25 protein-coding genes are annotated in these 24,572 nt (G+C 37.9%); 3 read left to right on the top strand and 22 right to left on the bottom strand.

Annotated elements, in window-relative coordinates:
- Positions 1-155: 155 nt before the first annotated feature.
- On the top strand, positions 156-2,063 hold the full coding sequence (locus QA584_RS04780) for a sensor histidine kinase (RefSeq protein ID WP_278273363.1): 1,908 nt from the start codon (positions 156-158) through the stop codon (positions 2,061-2,063).
- Positions 2,064-2,065: 2 nt separating this feature from the next.
- Here QA584_RS04780 and QA584_RS04775 read toward each other — a convergent pair whose 3' ends face one another.
- From QA584_RS04775 to QA584_RS04710, 14 genes are all read right to left on the bottom strand, one after another.
- Positions 2,066-3,160 carry a response regulator gene (locus QA584_RS04775; RefSeq protein WP_278273361.1) on the bottom strand — a complete coding sequence of 365 codons (1,095 nt, stop codon included), beginning with the start codon at positions 3,158-3,160 and terminating at the stop codon, positions 2,066-2,068.
- 125 nt (positions 3,161-3,285) lie between these two features.
- Positions 3,286-4,053 (bottom strand): nucleoside phosphorylase, encoded by a 768-nt coding sequence (locus tag QA584_RS04770; RefSeq protein ID WP_278273360.1) that lies wholly within the window; start codon positions 4,051-4,053, stop codon positions 3,286-3,288.
- Positions 4,054-4,104: 51 nt separating this feature from the next.
- Positions 4,105-4,572: a hypothetical protein gene (locus tag QA584_RS04765; protein WP_278273359.1), complete on the bottom strand. Its 468-nt coding sequence runs from the start codon at positions 4,570-4,572 to the stop codon at positions 4,105-4,107.
- Positions 4,573-4,617: 45 nt separating this feature from the next.
- Positions 4,618-5,490 (bottom strand): AAA family ATPase, encoded by an 873-nt coding sequence (locus QA584_RS04760; RefSeq protein WP_278273358.1) that lies wholly within the window; start codon positions 5,488-5,490, stop codon positions 4,618-4,620.
- Positions 5,491-5,663: 173 nt separating this feature from the next.
- Positions 5,664-6,311, bottom strand: a complete 648-nt coding sequence (locus tag QA584_RS04755; RefSeq protein ID WP_278273357.1) for a hypothetical protein — start codon at positions 6,309-6,311, stop codon at positions 5,664-5,666.
- A gap of 134 nt (positions 6,312-6,445) precedes the next feature.
- On the bottom strand, positions 6,446-7,234 hold the full coding sequence (locus QA584_RS04750; protein ID WP_331487840.1) for an ABC transporter permease: 789 nt from the start codon (positions 7,232-7,234) through the stop codon (positions 6,446-6,448).
- A 240-nt stretch (positions 7,235-7,474) separates the two neighbouring features.
- Positions 7,475-8,278 (bottom strand): ABC transporter permease, encoded by an 804-nt coding sequence (locus QA584_RS04745; RefSeq protein WP_278273356.1) that lies wholly within the window; start codon positions 8,276-8,278, stop codon positions 7,475-7,477.
- Between the two features lie 313 nt (positions 8,279-8,591).
- Positions 8,592-9,002: a hypothetical protein gene (locus QA584_RS04740; RefSeq protein WP_278273355.1), complete on the bottom strand. Its 411-nt coding sequence runs from the start codon at positions 9,000-9,002 to the stop codon at positions 8,592-8,594.
- 207 nt (positions 9,003-9,209) lie between these two features.
- Entirely contained in the window at positions 9,210-10,049 is an 840-nt protein-coding gene (locus QA584_RS04735) for a GNAT family N-acetyltransferase (RefSeq protein WP_278273354.1), read from the bottom strand.
- 91 nt (positions 10,050-10,140) lie between these two features.
- Positions 10,141-10,893 (bottom strand): alpha/beta fold hydrolase, encoded by a 753-nt coding sequence (locus tag QA584_RS04730; protein ID WP_278273353.1) that lies wholly within the window; start codon positions 10,891-10,893, stop codon positions 10,141-10,143.
- Between the two features lie 128 nt (positions 10,894-11,021).
- Positions 11,022-11,399, bottom strand: coding sequence for a nuclear transport factor 2 family protein (locus QA584_RS04725; RefSeq protein WP_278273352.1), 378 nt, complete (start codon positions 11,397-11,399; stop codon positions 11,022-11,024).
- 20 nt (positions 11,400-11,419) lie between these two features.
- Positions 11,420-12,127, bottom strand: coding sequence for a DUF5131 family protein (locus QA584_RS04720; protein ID WP_278273351.1), 708 nt, complete (start codon positions 12,125-12,127; stop codon positions 11,420-11,422).
- A 3-nt stretch (positions 12,128-12,130) separates the two neighbouring features.
- Positions 12,131-12,598 carry a hypothetical protein gene (locus QA584_RS04715; protein ID WP_278273350.1) on the bottom strand — a complete coding sequence of 156 codons (468 nt, stop codon included), beginning with the start codon at positions 12,596-12,598 and terminating at the stop codon, positions 12,131-12,133.
- Positions 12,599-12,883: 285 nt separating this feature from the next.
- Complete coding sequence (locus QA584_RS04710) at positions 12,884-13,396, bottom strand: DinB family protein (protein ID WP_278273349.1); 513 nt, start codon at positions 13,394-13,396, stop codon at positions 12,884-12,886.
- A 371-nt stretch (positions 13,397-13,767) separates the two neighbouring features.
- Here QA584_RS04710 and QA584_RS04705 point away from each other — a divergent pair, with 371 nt between their 5' ends.
- Together QA584_RS04705 and QA584_RS04700 are read left to right on the top strand one after the other, a co-directional pair.
- Positions 13,768-14,082: a hypothetical protein gene (locus tag QA584_RS04705; RefSeq protein WP_278273348.1), complete on the top strand. Its 315-nt coding sequence runs from the start codon at positions 13,768-13,770 to the stop codon at positions 14,080-14,082.
- Between the two features lie 51 nt (positions 14,083-14,133).
- Entirely contained in the window at positions 14,134-15,537 is a 1,404-nt protein-coding gene (locus QA584_RS04700; protein WP_278273347.1) for a radical SAM/SPASM domain-containing protein, read from the top strand.
- Between the two features lie 9 nt (positions 15,538-15,546).
- Here QA584_RS04700 and QA584_RS04695 read toward each other — a convergent pair whose 3' ends face one another.
- The 8 genes from QA584_RS04695 to QA584_RS04660 form a co-directional block, all read right to left on the bottom strand.
- Positions 15,547-15,993 (bottom strand): MarR family winged helix-turn-helix transcriptional regulator, encoded by a 447-nt coding sequence (locus QA584_RS04695; protein WP_278273346.1) that lies wholly within the window; start codon positions 15,991-15,993, stop codon positions 15,547-15,549.
- Positions 15,994-16,015: 22 nt separating this feature from the next.
- Complete coding sequence (locus tag QA584_RS04690) at positions 16,016-17,875, bottom strand: ABC transporter ATP-binding protein (RefSeq protein WP_278273345.1); 1,860 nt, start codon at positions 17,873-17,875, stop codon at positions 16,016-16,018.
- Positions 17,875-19,629 (bottom strand): ABC transporter ATP-binding protein, encoded by a 1,755-nt coding sequence (locus tag QA584_RS04685; protein WP_278273344.1) that lies wholly within the window; start codon positions 19,627-19,629, stop codon positions 17,875-17,877. The genes QA584_RS04690 and QA584_RS04685 overlap by 1 nt, the downstream gene beginning before the upstream one ends.
- A 129-nt stretch (positions 19,630-19,758) precedes the next feature.
- Positions 19,759-21,315, bottom strand: a complete 1,557-nt coding sequence (locus tag QA584_RS04680; protein ID WP_278273343.1) for an AAA family ATPase — start codon at positions 21,313-21,315, stop codon at positions 19,759-19,761.
- 18 nt (positions 21,316-21,333) lie between these two features.
- A complete protein-coding gene (locus QA584_RS04675; protein WP_278273342.1) occupies positions 21,334-21,789 on the bottom strand; it encodes a hypothetical protein in 456 nt (151 codons plus the stop codon).
- Entirely contained in the window at positions 21,786-21,995 is a 210-nt protein-coding gene (locus QA584_RS04670) for a hypothetical protein (RefSeq protein WP_278273341.1), read from the bottom strand. Before QA584_RS04670 ends, QA584_RS04675 begins: the two co-directional genes overlap by 4 nt.
- A 12-nt stretch (positions 21,996-22,007) precedes the next feature.
- Positions 22,008-23,735 (bottom strand): hypothetical protein, encoded by a 1,728-nt coding sequence (locus QA584_RS04665; RefSeq protein ID WP_278273340.1) that lies wholly within the window; start codon positions 23,733-23,735, stop codon positions 22,008-22,010.
- A 26-nt stretch (positions 23,736-23,761) separates the two neighbouring features.
- Positions 23,762-24,235, bottom strand: coding sequence for a hypothetical protein (locus tag QA584_RS04660; RefSeq protein WP_278273339.1), 474 nt, complete (start codon positions 24,233-24,235; stop codon positions 23,762-23,764).
- Positions 24,236-24,572: the final 337 nt, after the last annotated feature.

Below are 24,572 nucleotides of genomic sequence, written 5' to 3'. Positions count from 1 at the left end.
CTTATTTCACATTTTTTTCATCAAAATTATATATTTTTTTCCTTTTTTCCCTGAATTATATGCTTTTATTTTTGATATCGACATGGAAATACAATTGACGCGTCTGGTGATATACAATATAATAAAATCATTGAAAAGGCTCAGGAGGATTTATCATGAAGATAACTAACATCAAATACATCTTTCTGTTTACCCTGCTGGCTTTATTATATGTTTTTGTAAATTCTCTGTCTGTTTCCCGTCAAACCGCTCGGGTACAAGATGGAGTGGCTGATTTAAGCAGCAAGGACTTTACTAATCACTCTGTTTTTACCTTAAAAGGCAACTGGGATTTTTACTGGAATCAGTTCATATATTATCCCGAGATACAAACCGCAGTTCCTGATCTTTCTGTAAGGGTACCAAATATGTGGACCAAATATGAGCTTAACGGTAAGCCTCTTCCTGGAAGGGGCTATGCAACCTACCGGCTTCATGTCATTACTGGCTTAAAACCCGGCACTAAACTTGGTCTTAATATGAACGCTATCTTAAGCGCTTCCAGAATTTATATCAATGACTCTCTTGTTTCTGTTTCAGGGGCAGCTGCTGTGGATGGTTTACATGAAACCGGAAGATATAAACCGCAAACTGCTTATTTTCCGATTCCCTCCAAAGAGTTTGACATAATTATTCAGATCTCAAATTTTGAATATGCGCGAGGTGGTTTCCATAATAACTTATACCTTGGAACTGAGAATAACATAGGGGCATTTCATGCATATTCCATAGGAAAGGAATTATTTCTCCTTGGAGTGCTTGTCATTATCTCCTTGTTTTATCTGACTGTTTTTTTAATGAGAACAGAGCTATTGTCCTATCTTTATTATTCCTGTCTGGCAATCCTTACCGCAATCATGGTAGATATTGTGGGTGAAAATACCATAGTTGGGATGATGGAATATTTGTCTATAAAAAACATCATGTTTTTTTGGTATCTATCTACTAACTGGGTTCCCTATTTTTATCTTCTATTTACCCATGAACTCGTAAAAACCCGTTTCTCTAGTATCGTTATAAAAATATATCTAGGGATAACTGTTATACTTCAGGTCCTTTTTCTTCTCATTCCTGTTACCGAATACTCAGCACTAACCACCTTAAGCAACCTTCATGACCTCTTTGGTTATCTCCTTGCCTTTGTTATCGTTATAGAAGGAGTAAGAAAAGGTTATCCAGATGGCTGGCTTCATCTTTTAAGTATGTTTATCGCCCTCATATGCTACCTGCATGACCTTTTGTATATGATTAATGTTATTAATGATAATCTTGGCGAAACCTTATATGCGGGAATGTTCCAGTTTATCTTTTTGCAAATGATTGTTCAGATTAATTATGTGAAGCGTTTTTATGACCGGAACACGACTTTAGAGATTGCCTTTTTGCAGGCGCAGATTAAGCCCCATTTTCTATACAATACAATTAATAGCTTTATTGCTGTATCCTATGACAGTCCCGAAAAAGCCAGACATCTTATGATGGATTTTGCGTATTATTTAAGAAGAAACTTTAATTTTAAGGATATAAACCAGTTTGTTCGTTTATCTGATGAAATAGAGCTGGTCAAACATTATATTAACATTGAGAAAGTACGATTTGAAGAACGGTTAGAAGTGACTTATGATATCTGTGAAGATAAAGATATGGAAATTCCTTTTTTGATGCTTCAACCAATTATTGAAAATGCAATTATACACGGTATCCTTCCCAAAGAACAGGGCGGGAGGGTTGAAATCCGTATTGGGAAAAGCAACGGAATCCTTGAATTTAATGTACGTGATAATGGCATTGGTATGACACCTGATACCTTAAAAGCTATACTAAAAAATAACACAGAGGGTATTGGTTTGTACAATATCAATAACCGTCTGCAAAAGCTATATGGAAAGGGACTGCATATCATAAGCAATCCAGGAAATGGTACGGAGGTTTCCTTTCATATCCCTTTGTTCAAAAAATCTGGTCTGTTCCAAATAGTAAAACAAGCAGTAAGGCAAAAAAATAAGCAAAAGCGGCTTTACTAAGTTCAAAGCCGCTTAAGCTTATTATAATATTCTTTTATAATCTTACTAGGATGCTCATTCAGTTCCTCACGCAAAGCGATCTGATAGGACTGATAGATACGGATTCCCTTTGTTTTATTCTGTAGCTTTAAATAGAGCTTAAGCAAAGCCTCCACAATAGTTTCATTGATATAGTCTTCATGAAAGGCTTTTAGCAAAAGCCTTTCTGCTTGTTCATATTGATTGTCTGTTGTATATAAAGATATAAGTTTTAGAAGATTTTTTTGATATAGCAAAAGGTATTCTTCTCTTTTAAGCTGAAGCCAGACATAATCCAATTTTCCAAAATACAAGCCCTGGAATAACTTTATTTTATCTTCCAGGTCTTCCTCGCTGCACTGATTCAGGTCTTTTATCTGTAAAAGATCCAAATCTACATTCTTTAGTATCAACTGATAATCACCAGCAATCATCATTTGATTATCTCTGATTCCGTATTCATATAGAGCTCTGCGAATGTAATAAATTCCATTATAAAGCTGCTTTATAGCTTTTTCCGGGTTTTCCTCCGGCCAAAGACTATCTAACATCTCATCCTTATCGACCTTCTGGTTATAATGATCTACGAGATAAGCAAAAATCTCACGGGTCTTTTCTGTCCGGAATTTAATGGGCTCCTGATCCTCCCACTTAATGCAAAAATCACCAAAGCAGCGAATGAGCAATTTTTTCTCCGGTATGTATTTCACAATACTAATTTTGTTTATCAGGTATGAAACTAATTTATCGAGACGCTTTTCCTCCACCGGTTTTAGAAGATAATCCATCGGATGAAATTCATAGGCTTTCAGGGCATATTCTTCATATGCTGTAACAAAAACTATCTGAGTACCGGGGCTTTCCTCAAGAATACGCTCGGCAGCTTCCATTCCATTCATACAGGGCATATCAATATCTAATATCACGAAATTCGGCTTTAGCAGTTTTATATCCTCAATAGCCTGGATCGGATTGGTGTATTGGCCTATTATCTTAATCTGTGGATATTTCTGCAGCATGATATCCATAATCTTAAGTGCCAGCCGTTCATCATCAACTAATATTGCAGTAATATCCATGTATGCCTCCGATTACAATGAGTTTAGTTACCAGATAATTATATTTAATGAGTCAATCTCTGTCAATCGGGTTTTGTTTATAACCTTACATAACCTCTAGTGTTTCTCTCTTTACTCACTAATCTTTATCCACTAATCTTTACCGCCAGCTCCATCGCTAATAAAGCAATCCGGTCTTTCTCCAAAACATTAGCTGTATTGGATAGACTACGTGGGTCCCATTCTTCCTTATCCAGATTGTCGGCCGCATAAAAGAAATGGAATACTTCCTTTTCTCTAAACTCCGCCAGAGCAGCAACTGCCGAACATTCCATATCCACGCAGATACAACCGTTTTCTTTCCTGCGGTTTACTTTTTCACGGGTCTCACGGTATGCAGCGTCCGTGGTCCAGACTTTTCCTACTGTATAGGTACATTTATGGTCATTCAAGATTTCAATAAATTCCTCTTTATACTTCTTATTAACTTTTATTTCATCAGAAGCAGGCGCATAATGAAAGCTGGTTCCCTCATCTCTTACAGCAATTTCCGGTATAATAATCCCGCAGTCTTTTATGTTTGCATCAAGTACCCCGCAGGTGCCAAAAAGCACGATCTTCTCTGCCCCCATAGCAAATATATCTTCTAAGATAGCAATACAGGCCGCCGCTCCTACAAAGGACATGAATAAAGCGATTTCCGTTCCATTATAAACTGCTTTATATACTGGAATATCCAGATTGGCCATTCCGGTGGAGGTTATCAAGACCCCGTTCAGTTCTTTTCGCAATCGTTCAAAGGTTACCTGTGAAAAACAGGATACCGCAATTCGCGGAAAGCCTTCTATTGGTTTAATCATATCAAATGCATTAATGACTGCGGTTTTATTGGGGTCAAATTCTTCAAGTATCATATTTGCTGTCCTCCCTTACTTTTATAGTTCTTGTTAATTTAGGCTATACAATTAATGGTAAATTATTTTTTGTAAATATAGTTCACATTTCTTAGGATAATTTTTCTTATCTATCTCCCCAAGTAATTTACCGTTGTCATGTTCAGTAAATTCACTCTTTGGTACTGCATCTTCATCGTTATATATCGCGGACATAATCTTTTGTACTTGTTCTTTCATATAAAACGGGGCATGAGCTGCCAGAGTAATCATATTATGCTGATCCGTAAGCCCTAAGTATAAATCTATTACTATAAATTTTTGCTTTGCAGTATCAAAAAAAACATGAACATCACCTTGCCCTCTATCAAGGAGACAGTATTCTTCTGCTAAGGTATTTGGATTAATGTCAATTTCTAATAAGTTCAGCAGGTCACTTATTTCATCAGTAAACACTGCATCCTTTGCCTCCCAGCTATCCCGAAAGCTACCTTGAAACAGGATTTCAAAGGGAATTACATATTCTGCTTCATACCACATAGTTATCACCTCTTTTTCCTGTGCCTTTACCAATTTACCCTGTGTTCACTCATTTCTTCTGCTCTTAAACTCACTTTCATGTGCTTTAAAAAACTCAAAATAGGTCCGTACATTTTCTAAATTAGTCCAGCGTTCTACTGATACCGGATTTTCATCCAGATTGTATATTTTAGCTCCTTTCATGGCAAGTAAAAAAGGTGAATGGGTTGATATAATAAACTGGCAGCCAAAAAATCTGGCAGACTCTTCTAAGAACTTCATTAGTTCCTGTTGACGCTTTGGGGACAGGCTGTTCTCCGGCTCGTCTAAGAGATAAAGTCCGTCTTCTCCGATTTTTTCTGTAAAGTAAATAAAAGCACTTTCCCCATTGGAATACTCTCTTACATTATCGATTAATTCCCCCCGTACAAAGCGGGACTGGGTTTTCCGTCTGGAGTTATTTACTTTTTTTAGCTGATCATAGTCCTCTAAGGATTTCAATTGGAATTTAGAATATTTGGCTTCCAGGTATTCATCAAATAAAGTTTCCCGCTTTCCATCAATTCCTTCATTTAGATTGCGGATATTTAACATATAATCAAAAACATCATCACTGGTAATAATTCTGCTGTTCTCTGGAATTTCTTCCTCCACATTCATTCCGCATAATTTCACATAATCTGGGAAAAAATTCGATTTATTATAAATAGAATCCCTGCGGATGCCTGTTTTCTCTGCAATCACATTAAGTGCTGTTGATTTTCCCGAGCCATTACCCCCATACAATATGGTAACCGATTCGAAATCAAGTCTGTCAAGGTCATGACCGGATAGTATCTTAAAGGGGTAGTAGGAATCATAACAGGTTCTTTTAATATCCAGGATAAAACTAAATTCCCTGTCGGCATTTGGGAAGGTAAAACTTTTTAGGTAAATCATTCTTAACTCCAATCTTAACTTTCAATCAGCTTGTGCTTTTTTTATGCTTTGTTTTTTTCATCTATCCATTGCTTTATAAAACAATTCATATCTTTTCGGCTCTTAATAACGAAAAAATTTTTCAGGATATTTTTTATGCAAATATATAATTTATTTTTTGTTTGACTTATACTTTACTTATAATACTGATAATAATTCCAGTTATATACATCCCGAAGGATGCTTAATTTATCAAAATTTAAGATAGTATCATACTTCCCAACTACACCATGCTTGTCATATTTTTTTATTTCTTTCGTAACCATATCAAGAATCTGTGCTTTAATTTCATCTGTTACTCCCCTGTCACAGGTAAAAACAGTATAACCGCCATAGCCGCTGTTAACAACTTTTTCAACGCCATTATCTTTATATTTTTTTTCAAGTACCGGACATATGGTTTCTCCGACCTCTGTAATGATTTCCCCTCTCCATATACGAGGAAAATAAAAGCCATTGATTCCAGGCTCCGGTTTCGCAAAATTATCTATGTTTTTTATCGGAATACCCTCTTCGGTACATATCTTACAATACATTTTTAAACTGTCGCGATAGATATAGTTCCATTTATTTTTACGAAAAAAGCCCTCATGCAAATCTGTAAGACTTTCCAAGGTCTCCGTTTTCTCACAATAATCTTTCTCCAGATATAAGTTATAAAGTGTTACACCTTGCTGTCCATACCATTCCTGCATCCGCTTCAACACGATATCCGGCTGTTTTCTACCCTCTAAAATGGCAATGGTTTCATCATAGACCTCTTGGCTAATAAGATTTGGCATAATAATAGTCCTCCACCTAATCATCTTCCTACTGTTTGTTCTTAAAATCAATAATAACTAAATGAACCTTAATAATTTAAATTTCTTATATAACGAAAGCCTGCTTGGATATGGATTACGAGCTTGGATATGAATTACGAGCCCGTAGATTTATACCTGCTCAGACCAAATCGAAAAACCCCATAACAGGGAATCAAAAACAGTAAGGCTGCCACCGGCAGGAGCATATAAAGCTTACTCCTTTCTCTATCCAGTAAATACAGTAAAGGGTAATACTGAATCAATGCTAAGGGAATGACAAAGGTAAGAAATTTCAATACACCATTGCCATACACCGAAAAGGGGTATCGCCCGAACTGACGGCCACCATAAGTAAATATATTTAAAAAGTCCATACCCTCTGTGGTAAAGAACGTAACTGCTGCATTGATTAGGAATAGTCCAAAAAACAAAGCACTTCCGCAAAGTATCATCAGTGTCAGTGTCAGGATTTTATCCCAAGTCCATAGAATCCTGCTCATAGGAACTGCATAACATAACACCAGCACTGCCTGGATTAGTAAACCAAGTCTTGAAAAATCCATATTGGGCAGGATGATTTGTAAAATGACATTTCGCGGTCTTAAAAGTGCCCGGTCAAACTCACCATTACCAAGCATCCGTGGGAAAACCGCCAGACCTCCCCCAATCATCTCTCCAATTGAAAATGACATCATTATTACAGCAAAACACAGGAATACCTGCTGATTTGTGAAAGTATCGATGGCATTAACTCTGGAAAATATAAAATACAAACCGAAGAAGGCCGTAAATGCTGTGATAAATTGTCCAAATGTAGTTAAAAAGAAGGACATCTTATACTGCATCTGGCTTTTCAGATTCATTGCTATAAAATTGATATAAAGCTTCATATTAACTCCCATTGCATAACACCTCTGCAAGCAGATATGTTACTGCCCTATATAAAGGTTGAAGGAATCCCTAGGTGGCATCCTCTCATTCATGATATTTTCTTTCAACCTAACTCCCGTCTGTGGCTTGCAGCGCACAGACGAATCTGACTGAAACCTGACTCTCCTTGATGCGCTCTGATACACTTACTGTTGCTGATGCAGCTTGACTCTTATCCATTGTTCCGGTAACTATACTACTCTTGATACCGCTTAACCTCCCTGGACAACAACTCTTTTTAAGGCTATGTTCATGCAAAGCTGTCCGATGAAAAACAGAGCGGCAAGCCAGAATATCTGAAAGACAATACCCTTTATGGTCTCTAAACCGGCTATATTCCCGCTATATATGAGAAGCGGCATATTCTGCATTGCTGCAAAGGGAAGCAATTTTACAACTGCCAGTACTGGCGCCGGGAAAAATGGCAAAGGTATCACACCACCTGATAAAAATGTGGTTAATGCAGTTACCATGATTCTTACTCCTCTTTGAGACAAGGTATAAAACAGCGAAATATACATCAGCATAGCAAACGCCACTACTACGCACAAGGCAAGAACTAACGATATCAAAAACAGAAAAAGCTGTCCCGGATCAGTCGGCAGGGACATTCTGTAGGGCTTTGGCATAATAAGTGCCACCAACAGCGCCGGCAGGCAGTTTATCATAGTAAATGCAACCCTATTTGCTGCCGACTGGCAAAACCAGCGGCCGTAAAGGTCCATTGGCCGAACAAGCTCATAGGCTATGGAACCATCTCCAATTGAGGTGTAGATTTCTCCGTCTGCAAACACCACAGAGAACAATACAATCAAAATCTGCTGCATCCATATGTAGGAAACCGTCTGGGAAAACTCCATGGGAAAAGCGGTACTGGCTGTACGGTATAGCATAGTGTACGCCAATATCTCCATAACCCCCCACATAAACCTTGTAATTATGGCACCAAAGGTGACTACACGGTATTGCAGGCTATTGATGAAACGGATGCGAAATACGGATAAATACATCTTCATGTGTGGCACTCCTTATATTTTTCCAGTAAACCTTGATAAGTTCGTTCAAAATACTCAATTTGTCAAAAACATACTACACATCCACTGAAAGAATCTTTCTTTTTCCTCAATTTGCGGGTAATGTGCAGAGTCCTCAAATATTACCGGTTCATGTAACAACTGTCCTCTTAAATCATTCAAATATTTTTCTGGAGCTTCTAGGGAAGTCATGCAATCATATTTACCCATTACAAAGTAAACAGGTATCTTAATCTCTCAACCATAGTTGCTCCCTTTTTATATACTATTTATGTAAATAATTCAAACTTCGCAGTTATTTTTGTCTTGGTGTACTTGATATATCGTCTATAGCTAGTTGCCATTCATTTGTTTCATCATTCTTTTGCAGCATCAAATCATATCCCCGATCCCCTCTGTAAAAATAAATTTTCCTGCAGGAGGGATTCAATTTAATCTGAAATTTATTATTAGCACCAATGGTGCTGTTAAGTCCATAGGTTTGGTAAAAAGTAATATACTTACTATCCCCTACTTGTTTTTCTTTTCGTGTTCTCACGTATCCCATGCTGCTCGCTACTGCAACCTTGATTGTAAAACTATCCCCATTTTCAGATACAGAATAGTCCGTCAGCATAATATCCGTTCTTTTTCCTCCTGTGCTGATGAAAAGAAGTCCAAACGCTACTACTACAAATAATGAGATAATTGTTAATTTCTTTTTCACAGGGAATCCTCCATGTCAGTATCTGTACAATCACTTAAGTTTTTCAATAAGTTCCAATCGGTTTGACCTTGACGGACGGGGTATCATATTGTTTAACCTCCATAGTTAAACTATTCCACTCTATTGTTTCAACTTTTTATTCTATTCATCCTCACCGCTTGTCAGTAGTTACTTGCAGTATAAAAATTAGTAGACGACTAGAAAGCATCAGATTTTACGCTCCATACATATGGAATCCGGCATGTCCGCATACTGCCCGTAATTTGGTATAACTTTGTATCCCGCCTTTTTATACATATGGCAGGCTGCTTCTAAGGGCTTACCGGTTTCTAGAATGCACCATTTATATCCCTTGATTTTTGCTTTTGCTTCTAATCTGCGAACCAATTCTGCTCCCAGACCCAGTTTCCGATGGGATGCCTCTACATAGATTCGTTTTAATTCTGCATGGTCTTCATCGTACATCTTAAAGGCACCTGATGCAATGGGTTCCCCCTTAAGATATGCTATAATTACGTCATGAATACTATCTCTTTGATTATACTGTACATATTGGCTTCTATCCAATTTGTCACCAACGATTTCGTCAATCGAATTGTCCAGTCTGTTACAAAGCATAGCAAAGTCTGTATCTTCCCCATCTGTATCCTTAAACTCTACTTCGGACAGATTAACTAGCTCTGTTCTTGCTTTTCTGCTGAATTTTTGAATAACCGCATCGTATGCCTCATCAATCATTTGGTATAACAGATCTGTATCGTTGAAGTCGTCCAGATTAATGGTGTTCCAATAAGGCTGCTGTATGGGCGGGCAGTGATATCCTCGGACAATTACATCTTTATAGAACTGTCTATAAAGATTTGCTTTTTCCGGTTCGCATTTTAACGTCAGCTTATAAAACGTTTCTTCTGTATTAAATTGCGCAAATAGTTTACCCATGACCTTATAACAGATTGGATATTCACCGAATGGTCTTGCTTCATATGCACCTGGGTGCTTTAAGCAGTATTCCTTGATGGACTGAATTATTTCTTTCTTATTTTCCATGGATTACCTCCTGTGTCTGTTCCCAATAAAGTTCGCAATACTATGTATCGTATCGTTCTAAAAGGCTTTCATTACTCAGCTTTCATTTCATTTATGTTGCAGATTGTATCTCACTCTTAAGAATGGTAAAGAACTCGTCTTTCGCGTAATATTCTTTCCAAGGATCATGTCCGCATTTATCAATTACAAACATCTTAAAATCTGTTAGTCGCTTTTCTAATGGCTCTTTTACTCCTCTCCAGGGATGAGGATCGTTTTTGCCATGAATAGCGACAACCGGACATTTTATATCTTTTGAATAATGAAGCAGTTCTCCGCTGGCCCGCAATGAGATTGCTTCATCCATTAAAGCTTTAAACTGTTCCTCATGAAAAGCAATCATGTCTGTCTTTATATTAGGCAGTAGACAATAATGGTCAGGGTCATATTCCATATCCTGTGAGTATAAATTTGCCGCTATAAGATCTTCTTTTTGTTCTTCCGGCATTATCTTTACACTTCTTGCTTCAACTAGTTGTGGGAAATAGCTTACATCAAATGGACCACACCCTGCCAGTATCAATTTACTGACATAACCAGGATACTTTGCTGCAAAGATAAAAGATAACCAGGCTCCCCAGGAATGTCCAATCAGTATTACTTTATCAAGTTTATAGCGCTTTATAATAAAAAGCAATTCTTCTATAAGCTCCTCTGTTGAATTCTTTGTTTGTAAATGCTCTAAAATTCCAAAGTCACTGGCCAACCCACGGCATATACCAGCGCAACAGCCCGGTGCTCCTGGTCCACCATGAACAACTATTCCACGAAACGGTAACTTTCCATACTCTCTGCAATTAGTCAATAGATACACCTCCTGTATTTTGATAACGCCATATATTTAATGGCTTAGTAATTAAATGTCATAATCTTCTTATTAGTAATTATTTACTATTTACTTTTCTAATAATGCAGTTACATTACAAATATCCCTCATGATTTGTCGGAAATTACCGTTCCTATATTCTTTTCTAATCTCCACTGCGGAGCTTTACCATCATCACCCCAATACTCGTTCATAGCAATTATCTTATCATCCTCTATTTCCATAAAGGATACCACATGAAAAGACAACTCTTTATCAGTAGTAAAAACCTTTACTGCTGTTATTAATAAATTCCCTATTTCCTCTGTTCTTTCTATCGTACCATCCCATTCCCCAGGATACTCACAGTTTGCCCTTATGTATTCCTCTACCGTAAAATGCTCATTGGTACAATGCCAGTTTACATATGCAGTATCCTTGAAAAATGTTCTTAACTTCTCCGGTTCCTGTTTTAGTACTGCATTCCAAAAATCTGTTATATCCATTTATCTTAAACCTCCAAATACTAACAGTCTATCCCTGCCTTTTTTGCCTGACTGCAAAGCTGTTGTACACCAATTTTATACTCTTTTCCATCCTTAATAAAATAAGTACCACATTGTCTGAACTGAAAATGGGTATTCCTATTTACGCACTGGGACTTAAGAGACAGTACCCAATCGTAGTTTAATGGTCTGGCTCGGTAATCTGATTCACCCCCGGCTACTACCAGTTCAACATCATTCAGATATTTTTCTATATTGACCTGCTCTATAAGAGGCTGGCAAATAACATTTTTATGTTTGATGGGCAGTATACTAAAAATGGATAGTCTTAAATCAGCCATTTCCTGGTTTTCTATAGTACAGCCAACTGTTACGTTATCATATCCATCTCCCCAATCCTCAGGAAGGCAGTCAAGAAAGCGCTCAATGCGTTTCGTTAAGAATATAAAATGCAGGTCTTGGCGTTCTTTTATCATCTGCCAGCAATCAGCTCTCCAGACATCCGCATCCGGCAGTAAAAAATCCGACGAAAAACATAAGTATACTACTTGTCCAGATTTTATTTTATACTCCCCTTTTTTATTTTTATCGATAGGAGCGGTAAATTTATCTGTCTTTACAATAGTATTCGTATCAATGTTGCGTTTATAATCCCCCTTGTGAATATAACAAAACTTACAGCCCTCACTATACTTATGGCAGCCCCGCCATGGATTCCACATCGCCATAGGCTAAAACCTTGATTTTTCATAGTTGTACTCTATACTGGTTCCAACCACCACATCTTCAATTTTCTCTATGATCAGCCAGTCATCCATATTTCCCTGATGCTCAAATGCCAGGGGTGGGTCAATGGCTTTTATATCGCAAAATTCTACCAGACACAAGCACTTTTTATGCCAGCGTTCTAGTTGTTTATCCGTTAAGTTCAGTTTACTTTGATGATCCAAAAGGATTTTTACTATCTCATCATCTGTAAGTTTTACATAGTTTTGAACAGCCTTTACTTGTGCCTGTGCAGAGATTTGGGCAGTTCCCTTTTCCATAAAATATAAAATTTCACCTTCCACTACTCTGCTATGAGGAATTTTTCGGCCGGCAGCTCCTCGCACCACCATTGTCTTTGTTCCGCTCATGATTTTATTCAACTCACGTTCCCCAGATTTACCAGTATTATCGCAATAAACTAAATGTACCATTTTATGATGCCCCTTTCAGATTGTATATTTTGCCTTCTTTCATTTCTTCTGTTTCTGTTACTTCTGTTCCAGTTTTTTCTTATTCAGTTTTTTTCTATTTCAGTTTTTTCTGTTTCAGTTTTTTCTGTTTCAATATAACTAATGCTTACTTATATGTACTTTCCTATATGTGTATTCCACTTTCTCATCATTAACTTATAAGGGAATACCCTGGCAAACAGGTACTATTTATTCTTAACACAGGCTCTATAAAAAGAACTGTTTATTCCTTTTTACAGATTTAACTTATGCCCCCTCTGGCTCATTATAAGCATACCAATCCGATTCCGGTAATCCAAGCTCCCGCAATATTCCATTTAAGTAACCAAGGTTGTACATAATATGTCTTATTTGCCCCGTAATTACATCCGCGTAGGTAAATTGGGGATTGTCACCAAAAACAGAAGTACCCAGCTTTTCGTCATTCAGAGCATCAAATAAGCATGTAGTTTTCGCCTGAATAGCGTCAAGATATGCAAGCATCTTTTCTTGTGAAATAAATAAACCTTCATAACTTTTGGCATACAAATCGGTAGTATAGGCATCCTCAAAAATCATGGTACGCCATTCCCTGTCATCAAATTTCTCACGCATCCAAAAATCAATATAATAAACATAGTGAAAAACCTGCTGCCAAAAGGGCACTTCGTTATAAGTCCCTGCCCAGACTTTTTCCGGACAAACTTTTACTAGTATACGGGCCATATGAAAGGTGGAGTCAAACTGGTTTCGGAACGCTTCTGTAATTACTCGATTCATCATATCCTCCTGATCTATTATACAAAATATATGTTTATTCAACAATTTTCTGTCTGGATACAGTATTTCATGGTTTTCAAAGAAATAAGAACTTTTTATCAACTGACTTCTAAATATTTCCTAAGGCTTATTATAATACATATTTATCCATAAATCTATGTTTCAGAATTTAAAATTTCATATTAATATTACAATATTGGCTTTATTGTAATTCAACAATAATAACCTAGGTCAAAGGATATAACGACTAAAGTCTGCTTATTATAAAATTATCATTTCACGTCGATAAAATTACATTTCACACCATTCTGATCACAAAAGTCAAGTAACATGTTATATATAATTCAAATTCTGTTTGGGAGGTGATACCTATGCTGCTTCTTATCCTAATAACAATTCTTTCCGTTTGCGCTTTTTTGGGGCTCTGGTTCCATATAACCTTTAGACAGCTCTCTAAGCTTAAAGATGGGATAAGTTATGCCAGACGGCAGATCGAATTGCATAGCAATTCCTTGTCAGGAGCAGCCACTGTTCTATACCAAACCCATTCACAATTCGCCTTAAGTAAAAAGCTATATAATGAGGCAGTACGGCATTATAATACAGCCTTACATAAACCATATTATTTTATTACCGGAAGTTTAATGGGATTTACAAATGAAAAATTAATAAAAGAAAATACTTGATTTTTTACCTGTATCTTTGTGGTGATAAATCTCTTAAGAGGTGTAAAACTTATGAAATATATGTTAAATCCTTGTATTGCCCTTCGTTCCTGGAAGCTGGTCCCCTATGCATATTATATTAAATACAATCGAAATGCACAGGGTCTGACAAAGGAAGAATTCGAACTTTTAACACTTTGTGACGGCAGTCATGAGCTAAAAGAAAGTGAGTTACTGCGCTTGCTTATAGAAAAAGGGCTTTGCCATCCATCTACTGAGGGCGAACAGCTCAGTGACTGGCAGAAACCCCTTGCCTGTGAAAACCGGTATTTTCCCGCAATAAATTGGGCAATTACCAGTAAATGCAATTATAATTGTCTCCATTGCTTTAATGCCTCTGACCAAAAGCAGCTAGTCACTGAATTCTCCAAAGCGGAATGGGAACAGCTGCTTTTGGAAGCCCAGGTCTGCGGGATTCATGCCTTTACCCTTACCGGTGGTGAGCCTATGCTCCATCCTGATTTTCTTGATATCCTTAAGGGTATCCACAGCCGCGGAATGTATCTGGATGAGTTAAATACCAACGGAAGCTTAATCACAGAAGAAATCCTTGACGAAATGAAACAACTCGGTTACAAACCCCTCATTAAAATTTCCTTCGATGGTTTAGACCACCACGACTGGCTAAGAAACCAAAAGGGGGCACAAGAAACTGCACTCTCTGCCATCACTCTCTGCATACAAAAAGGATTTCCGGTAAAGGTCCAAACCAATGTACACCGCTTAAACTGGCAGGTAATGCTTGCCACCGCAGAACTTATGGACTCCTTAGGTGTTTTGGAGATGCGTATTATCCGAACCACCGAAGCCCCAAGGTGGGTTAAAAACAGTCATGATCTGTGTGAGGGAGGCGCCTGCTTAAGCTTTGAGGAATATTATGATTTCGGCATGGAATTTACAAGAGAATACATTGCAAAGCCTCATCGTATGAAAATTGACATCTGGCAGTTTCTCCAATATGACCAGACGAAACTCACGTATCATAAACGTCCAATCGACAGTGGTTCTGCTTATCGGGACAGCCTCCCTGTCTGCCGGGGCAATCGTGGTATGGCAGCCATTCATGCAAACGGTAATGTAGTACCCTGTATGCAGATGTCAGGATATTATGAGAAACATAAGAAGATTCTTGGTAATGTAAAAACAGATGGTTTGAAAAAGCTGTTAACCGACGGAGATTATCTGGAGGAAATCTGTACCACCGTAGGAACCCTGGCGGAAAATAATAAGAAATGCGGCAGCTGCCAATACTTTAGGGCTTGTATGGGCGGATGCCGCGCAATCGGTTTGGCTCTTACCGATGATATGTTCGGTTCTGATCCTTCAAAATGTATATACTTTTTCAACGGGTACCGCGAAAAGACAGATGCGATATTTAAAAACAGCGGATCTATGTGGGCGGAGCAGCAGAACTAATGCTGTGCCCTACCCCTGATTCTCTATTGGCAGCTTCTCTTCAAGATTTTCACATATCTTAACCAGCATTCCCTTAAAAAATTCCATATCCTTCTCAGGGATATCTTTCTTTAGGATATCCTCAAACTCCTGGAACATCCTTCTGATATTCAAAGCCTTTTCCTGACCCTGTTCCGTCAGGCAGATGATTACCGACCGTCTGCTTTCCGGGTTCATTTCCCGCTTTAGCAGCCCCATCTTTTCAAGGTTATCAATATTTCGTGACATAGTGGTGGTATCCATATGACAGCGGCTGGAAAGCTCTTTCTGGTTTAAGCGGTCTTCTGCTAGAAGAGTATTTAAGATTCCTGCCTGTCCCTGTCCCGGTGTCAGGCCGTTGGCTGACAGCACTGGTGAAAGCAGCTGTTTTCTTGCTCTTTCTGCACGGATAAAAAGTTCTCTTAGACTACTACTCATCTTATTTTACTCCTTTTACCATTTAATCCAGTTCAAATTGACCTGTGTAAAGTTTATAGTAAACGCCTTTTTGTGTCAACAGTTCTTCGTGGTCACCACGTTCTATGACGTTTCCTTTTTCCAGTACCAGGATTGCCTTTGAATTACGGACCGTTGAAAGCCTGTGGGCAATTACGAATACCGTACGGTTCTCCATTAACGTATCCATACCTTTTTCAATTAATTTCTCTGTTCTGGTATCAATTGAACTAGTGGCTTCATCCATAACAAGCACAGGAGGCTGGGAGATGGCGGCTCTTGCTATGGCTAATAGCTGTCTTTGTCCCTGGGATAAGTTAGCTCCGTCACTTTCCAACAGAGTATCATACCCATTTGGCAGCCTTTTAATAAAGGAGTGGGCATTGGCCAGTTTGGCGGCGTTTACTACATCTTCTTCGCTTGCCTGTAACCTTCCGTAACGGATGTTATCTGCTATGGTTCCGGTAAACAGATGGGTATCCTGAATGATAAGGGATATGGAACGCCTTAAATCCGCTTTTTTAATATCTCTGATATCAATTCCGTCATAGGTAATCTGACCTTTCGTTATTTCATAGAAACGGTTAATCAGATTGATTATGGTAGTTTTTCCAGCGCCGGTGGAGCCTACGAATGCTATCTTCTGACCGGGTTTCGCATACAGGTTTATTCCGTTTAAGATAGTGTGTTCCTTCGTATAACCAAATACAACGTCATGAAAACGTACGTCTCCCTTTAAGGGTACATAGGTAACTCCCTCCCCTAAATTTGGAACCTTCCAGGCAAAATCCCCAGTATAGGTATCGCTTTCAGACAAGGTACCGTCCGCTTCTTTTTTTACCCTGCTTAAGGTAATCCTTCCGGCATCAATTTCATGCTCCTCTTCCATCATGGCAAATATCTTCTCTGCACTGGCCAGTGCCACCATTAGAAAATTAATCTGTATGGTAAACTGATTCATAGGCATGGCACTTTGTCTTACATAAACCAGATAAGAAGCCAGGGTCCCGATATCCGTAAGTCCTGCCAGGGCAAACAACCCTCCCACACAAGCTGAAAGCGCGTAATTAATATAGGATAAGGCTACAATGGTGGGAACCGTCTTTGCAGTATAGGTAAATGCCTTTGTGGAGGCTGTTCTTAAGCTTTCATTCAATTCATTGAACTTTTCTAAATCTTTTGCTTCATGATTAAAGATTTTTGAAACTTTCTGTCCTGCCACCATTTCCTCAACAAATCCATTAATTGCTCCCAGATTCTTTTGCTGTTCTCTGAAATATTTTTTACTCATTTTCCCGTTATGCTGTATATATAAAAGCATAAGAGCCAGGAAAACAATTACGATTATAGATAACTGCCAGCTTAAAACCAACAGCATAATTATAGTTCCCACAGCGGTTATAAAACTTTGGATTACCATAGTAAAACTGTTATTGAGGGCTTCTGTGATGGTGTCCACATCATTGGTGAAATGGCTCATCAGCTCACCATGGGTATGTGCATCAAAGTAATTAAGCGGCAATTTCTGAGTATGGTCAAACAAATCGCTTCGGATCTCGGATACGACCTGCTGTGACGTATGAACCATGATTTTATTATAGAAAAAGCATGCTATCACTCCTGCGACATATATAATTCCCATAATAATAATCATTTTTATCAGACCTGGTATATCCCCAGGAATAATGTAATCATTTACTACCGCTTTTAACAGATAGGTTCCAATAATACCGGAAGCGGCACTGATACAGACGAATACAGCGATAAAGAATAAGGATATTTTATGCCGCCCTAAATAGCTGAGTAATTGGAGCAAGGTCTTTTTTGCATCTTTTGGCTTTGCAGGGGATGTTGTTCTTGGCATTATAAGTTACCTCCTTGCTGTCCTGAATAATAGATATCCTGGTAAATTTCATTTTCTTTTAACAAGGTCTTATGGGTACCTATGCCATTAATTTTACCGTCCTCCAGAATCAATATCTGGTCCGCATCCATAACTGAGGTAATCCTCTGGGCAACAATGATTTTTGTCATGCCTGGCAGTTCCTTTGCAAGCCCTTCTTTGATCTTTGCTTCTGTTGCCGTATCTACGGCACTGGTGGAATCATCAAGAATCAATACTCTGGGTGCCTTTAGTATCGCTCTTGCAATACACAAGCGCTGCTTCTGTCCGCCGGATACATTAACTCCTCCCTGTCCCAGCTCTGTTTCATATCCGTTATCCAGCCTCCCTATGAATTCATCGACACAGGCAATATGACAGGCACGGTCGATTTCTTCCAGGGTGGCATCTTCCTCGCCCCATAAAAGATTTTCCCTAACCGTACCGGAAAATAGTGTATTCTTTTGGAGTACCATTGCTATGGAATCTCTTAAATGCTTTTGGGTATATTCATAAACCGGATGTCCGTCAATGATGATGGTTCCCTCCGCCACTTCATAAAGCCTTGGAATCAACTGAACCAAAGTACTTTTGGCAGAACCGGTGGGTCCTAGGATGCCAATGGTCTGCCCGGATTTTATCTCAAAAGAAACATCGGATAATACATACTCTTTGGCAGTTTCCTTGTATTTAAAGAATACATGGTCAAAGGTGATGCTGCCGCTTTTTATCTCCAGTTCTTTTTCCCGGCTAATATTCCCGTCATCAGTAACAGCACGGTCGTCAGTAATAGTCGGCTCTTCATTAAGAACTTCCGTAATCCGCTTCCAGGAGGTCAAGGAACGAGTGAATAACAGGAATACGTTGGAAAACATCATAAGAGAATTTAACACCTGGAGAACATAACTTAAGAAACTGGTAAGGCTGCCTACTTTCATATCTCCAATTGCCACAAGGTTCCCTCCAAACCAGAGTATACTTAAAATCGTACCGTACATAACAAACTGAAAGGCCGGCATATTCAGTACTGCCAGGGAAAATGCTCTTTCTGAGGTATTTTTAAGATTTTGGTTTACTTCTTCAAATTTGGCGATTTCGTAGTCTTCTCTGACATAAGCCTTTACTACCCGGATTGCTGCCAGGTTCTCCTGTATAATGCGGTTTACATAGTCAACCGCACTCTGCATGCCGGAATATAAGGGACGGACATTTTTTACAATGAAAAATAGAAGAATACCAAGAATCGGTGCTGCAATCAGAAAAACCACCGCAAGAGCCCCATTGATTTTAAAGGATAGAAAAATAGCAATAAACATCATTACCGGTGCACGAAATCCCGGTCTCATACCATTCGTTATGGAATTTTGAATCGTAGTGACATCGTTTGTAAGCCTTGTTACAAGGGAAGGGGTACTGAATTTATCGGTGTTAGAAAAAGAATAGGTCTGCATCTTCTGAAACTCTGCAGCCCGGATAGCCGCTCCGATTCCGTTGCCGCAGGCTGCGGTAAATCTGGCATATAAATTGCCCAGAAATAATGAAATAACCGCACAGACTACCATCTGAAGACCCTTTATCAGGATATAGGATTTATCCCGATTTGCAATGCCCACATCAATGATATCAGCCATGATTAAAGGGATTATCAGTTCAAATACTGTCTCTGCTTCAATACAGATAACAGCCAGAATCAATTCTTTTTTATAGTTTCTGGCATAGGATAAAAATTGCTTCATATTGAGTTCTCCTAATAGTTGCTTTTACAATTGTTGCATATGCATTAATTGTAACTGCAACCATTATAATCCTATCAATAGGGCAAGTCAAGAAAAGAACGAGAGAAATCTTATTTTTATCTATTGAGCTTACACTATTACTCTTCGTGTATGCTTATTCTCTAATTCTTTTCCTCCTATTGGTTTACCAGAAGCCGGTACGGCACGTTCTCTTCCCCATTCTCTAATACTTTCAATTTTTTCAGGACTCGTTTGAGATAATGGGATAACATTTTTTAGTGAATCAATAATCATATCTTCTGTTAATGTAATATTCTCATTTGCAATCAACCGATAAGATATTTCTCTTATGGATGCCTCTAAATCTGCTCCTGTAAAACCATCAGTAGTACTAACCATCTGCTGAATTGTATTCTCTGACAATTGAACTTGTAAATATCGCTTAATATACATTTCAATAATTTCTTTTCTCTCTTCTTCTGTGGGTAAATCAATAAAAAATAGTTCGTCAAACCGTCCCCTGCGTAATAATTCTGAAGGTAACATACTTACATCATTAGCAGTTGCGACTACAAACACCATTTTTTTGCACTCCTGTATCCAGAATAGAAATTGACCGACCATACGGGTCGTGACACCCGAAGAATCATTTCCAGTTCCCCCTAGCCCTTTTTCTATCTCATCAATCCACAAGATACAGGGAGACAAGTGTTCTGCTGATTGGAATGCTTCTTTTAATTGCTGCTCACTTTGCCCTACATATTGCCCTTGAACGGTAGCAAAATCCAACCTGTATAAGGGCAGATTCCAGCTGGCTGCTACAGCTTTGGCCGACAGCGATTTACCGCATCCGGGAACTCCAACCAAAAGGACCCCTCTTGGAGGTTGTAATCCCCTTTTTCGTAATTCATCCCTTTTCTCAGGCGTTTGCAATCTTTTTTTTTCATCCAGCCAGCTTTTAAGACCGCTTAATCCTCCGATTTCCAAAATCTTGTCTGCAATTTCTATACGCTCCAAACCTTCAATATTAGAAAACAGTTTATCCTTCACAAATTTCAATTCTGTCAAATCCGTTTTTTTAATGATACGGTTAGCAATCAGTGAGGCTATAACATTTTGTGCTTCTACTCTTGTAACACCTGTCAGGATTGTTGCTGCCTCCCGGTAATCGTTATTATCCCATTCAATTGTTATATCCCTTTTATAAGGCTCTGTATTTTCATAAATAATCTGTAACATTTCTTCTTCTGTAGGTAAATCTAATGTAACAGTCATTCCAAGTCGCTGCAATTGGCCCCAGACACTTCCATTTGTAATGGTAATTATTACTCCGCCATTCTCTTCTGCAAGCGATACAATGTCCAGTAAATAGCGAGATGTCATGGAATCATTCTCAATATCTGAAACCTCAGTTAATACGAACGTCAGATTCTGCTTTAATCTGATTTGCTCTGCCATAAAATCCAATGCACCTATTATCGTTTTATCATCATTTACGATTTTGCCAGTAGAAATATCGTATATTCCTTTCGATAATGTATGTACATAAAAAGGCAGATTTAACTCATATGAAACTGTTTTCAGAACTTCTATGCCCCTGGCTTTTTCCATTGTATGAAAAGATATAAACGGAATTCTTGCTAGTGAGTATCTTTTTAATGTCGTAATACTTGTTTTAACATCCATATTATTTTTCCTTCTTATTTATCTTTCAAATTTATCTATATTGTTTTTTTTGATTGTACTTGCTAACATTCCCGTTCTATCTAGGCTCTTTGCTGTATTTTCCAAGCTTTTTTGCATAGATAATGCCTGCTCCTTAATGGCGTTTACCAGAATATCAGCTTCTTCTGAGGTCAGAATCGGTAATCGTACAAAGCTTATAAGGAAATTTATCTCTCTCCGTAAAGCTAATAAAGAGGCACTTAAAAGATTTACATCGCCGCTATTCATTTTCATGGCACGGTCAAATTTTTCTGATGCTTTTTTTATTCGATATTGAATTACGGCATTTAACTGGGAAGCAAATCTTTCTGCCACTCCAGCCGATAAGTTCAGGGTTCCTTTTCTTGTACATTCCATTACATCCGCATCATTTTTTCCTTCCCTTAGTAAATCAAAGCTTTCCATCCATTCTGAATATGTATTAGGTCTTTTCATAGGCTCCTTCTCACTCTTTTAATTACCTGTAAAGGCGGTACCAGATTCCAGTCTGGAAACGCAACAGCAAATTCGTCGGTGATTGGCTGACTACCCCTATTATATTTCTCTGTTACAGGCTTCTCTTCTATCTTATTTTTCATCTCTTCCATTTTATCCGTTTCAATACCATTATTAGAATTATCCTCTAAAATGATTCTACTCATGCTATACCCTCCCTATATTACTTGTCTGAATTTATGAACATCACCAACAGATATGTACTGTTCCGGCTGTAACTCCCGGAAAAAATCTTCAACCTTGGTATATTCAGAATCTTTCTCCGTATAAAGTCTGCGATAATCTACAATTTCAGCTATCGTAGCATTCAAAGCTGTCATTGTATTTTCCCTATACTCTTCCATCTGCTTTTTTGTGGCTTTAACATTCTTATTATATTTTGACTTTTCCATAAATATATATACAGCCACAGCAACTACTGCCAAGATCGGAACAATAATGGTATTTAAGCCTAGGAATCCCACAATAATTCCAATAATTATACTTAGAATTATATTTCCCCTAAACCATTTTATGGATGCAATTGCTTTATCCCTCGTATCATCTACAAACTCGTTGAGAGATTGCTGCAATTCAGTTTCATTAGAACCGTCTCTAGTGGTACCGGACCAGTTAGAGATAGCAATCTCTATATCCAAAGGTACCTCTGCCCTGCTTTTTACCGTGATATCCTCATAAGCATTAAAAATCCATTCTTTTGACAAAGCAATCGCCAATTTCTGCGTAGCAACTAATGTACCCGAGGATTCAGGAGCAAGAGCGATGCTTGTAAGATGCTGTGAGAAATCTTCATATTGCTCGTAAGCTGCAACTTCGGAATCAAAACGTGAATTTGCTCTATTCATATTGCCGTTTTCTTCAATAACTAATTTATTTTTACGAAGTTGCTTCCTTAAAGGCAATTCTTCATTATCATAATTGGTTACCAGGCTATCTAACAGATCATCAATCTTTGCTGTTATTGAAGCCACATTATCAACAGGCGCATTAAAGATTGTACTAAAATATTGATAAATATCATTATGTGTTTTAGCCCACTCCAATACATCCTTTAACTTTTCCCATGTAGGACTATATTGTTTAAGATAAGGGAATTCATCCTGCCCCAATGAAGCCTTTTTTCCAATTATCGCTTTCTCCCACTGTGTTTTCTGCTCCTCTACAAAACCAACTCTTGCGGACAATTCAGAAAGCCATGCTTTAATTTTTTCAGAGCACACCCCTTTGCTGTCAGCTCCAAATAAGCCGCTGGCAAATGCGTCTAACACAACAATAATTCTGCGTTCCATCTTAGTCGGGTCCTGCATGGCAAAATATCTTTCCAGCCATACCAGAGAACCGTCTAATCTTCCTGCTCGTCTGCTAATTAAACAAAACATTAACGATGTCTTCTCGTCGTCTCTGCGCATTGCCTCTTTTAAAGCCTTTTCTGCTAATTCCCTATTATCGCTTAACCAGGCAGATAACGCAATCAAAGCAGGCGCTAACCAATATCTAGGAGCAGCAATCATCATTTCCTCTGTTATATTTGCTATCGTTTCTTTCCTTACAATATTAACATCCGCTGCCTGTAAGATACCAACGGTATGTCTTCTGATATTGTCATAATAACCATAATCCTTTTCAATCTGCTGTTCCAGCATAACAACATTCTGCTTAGCATCTGAAAGTAATGCTACCCTCTTTGACTCATCAACAAACACCTTAAATTCTGCTGTAAGATCATTTAAGGAAGAGGATATTGAATTTACTTTTGAATCCACCAAATTTACCATCCCGCTGATATTATCTACATTATCAGCCACCCGTTCCAACTGCCTTGCCAGAGTTCCAATGTTATTCTCAATAACATTTAAATTAGCACTGCTTATTGCATAATCAGCCATTCTGTTCTACTCCTTCTCCACCAAATTTATTTTGCCACCGTAACGGAACCATCAGCCTTAATTGCACGCAGACAATCTGTGTATACTTCTATAAAATGATAGTCTCCGTGCATAGCAAGACTCCTTGCTCTATTTAAAAGCCCCGGCATATTTTCACCCGCTTTATAATGAACCACTATATCCCCGGTCAAGTCAAGTGTATGTACCTCGTAAGGCTTTCCCAAGTAACATTTTGCTACAATTCCTAGCAATTGGTCTTGATAATCTATATCTGCAAATTCAGAGTGAAATGTATCTAAAAATTCCTGAAATTTCGATTGGTCCATTTGAGTGCCTGATATATCGAGCTGTTTCATCATTTCCATATACTTACTGGAACGTTTTTCCCTCAATCTTCTTTCCAGTAATACCGGATCCAGTCGGCACTTTGTCATAGTATCCTGATGCAGGTCTATTTGCTGTATTTCTTTTTGTTTCGTGTTAAATATTGGTTTTGGCATTATCTAATCCTCCTCTTCATTGCGCATAACTAATATAATTATATTACATAAAAAATGGTAATCAAGTATTATTTTGTAATATTTACTAAATTTAAACGGAAAAATATAATGCATTGTCTTTTAATGTAATTTATATTGTATATTTAATAATCTTTTTATAAAGACTTGTAAAAAAATTATTTTTTTGTCAAGAATTTATAACAACTATTTATTAAATTATAGAATTACCCACATTTATTGTTGTATTAAAAAATGTGCAATAAAAAATGATTATCCTACTGTAAAAGCATCGGATAATCATTTCTTATTCTTATTGGTGCAAGCATAAACTTTAAAC

The sequence above is a fragment of the Anaerocolumna sp. AGMB13025 genome, from assembly GCF_029689925.1.
Lineage (GTDB): Bacteria > Bacillota > Clostridia > Lachnospirales > Lachnospiraceae > Anaerocolumna.
Note: the sequence above shows the minus strand (reverse complement) of the source record. Positions and strands in the feature narration are given on the sequence as shown.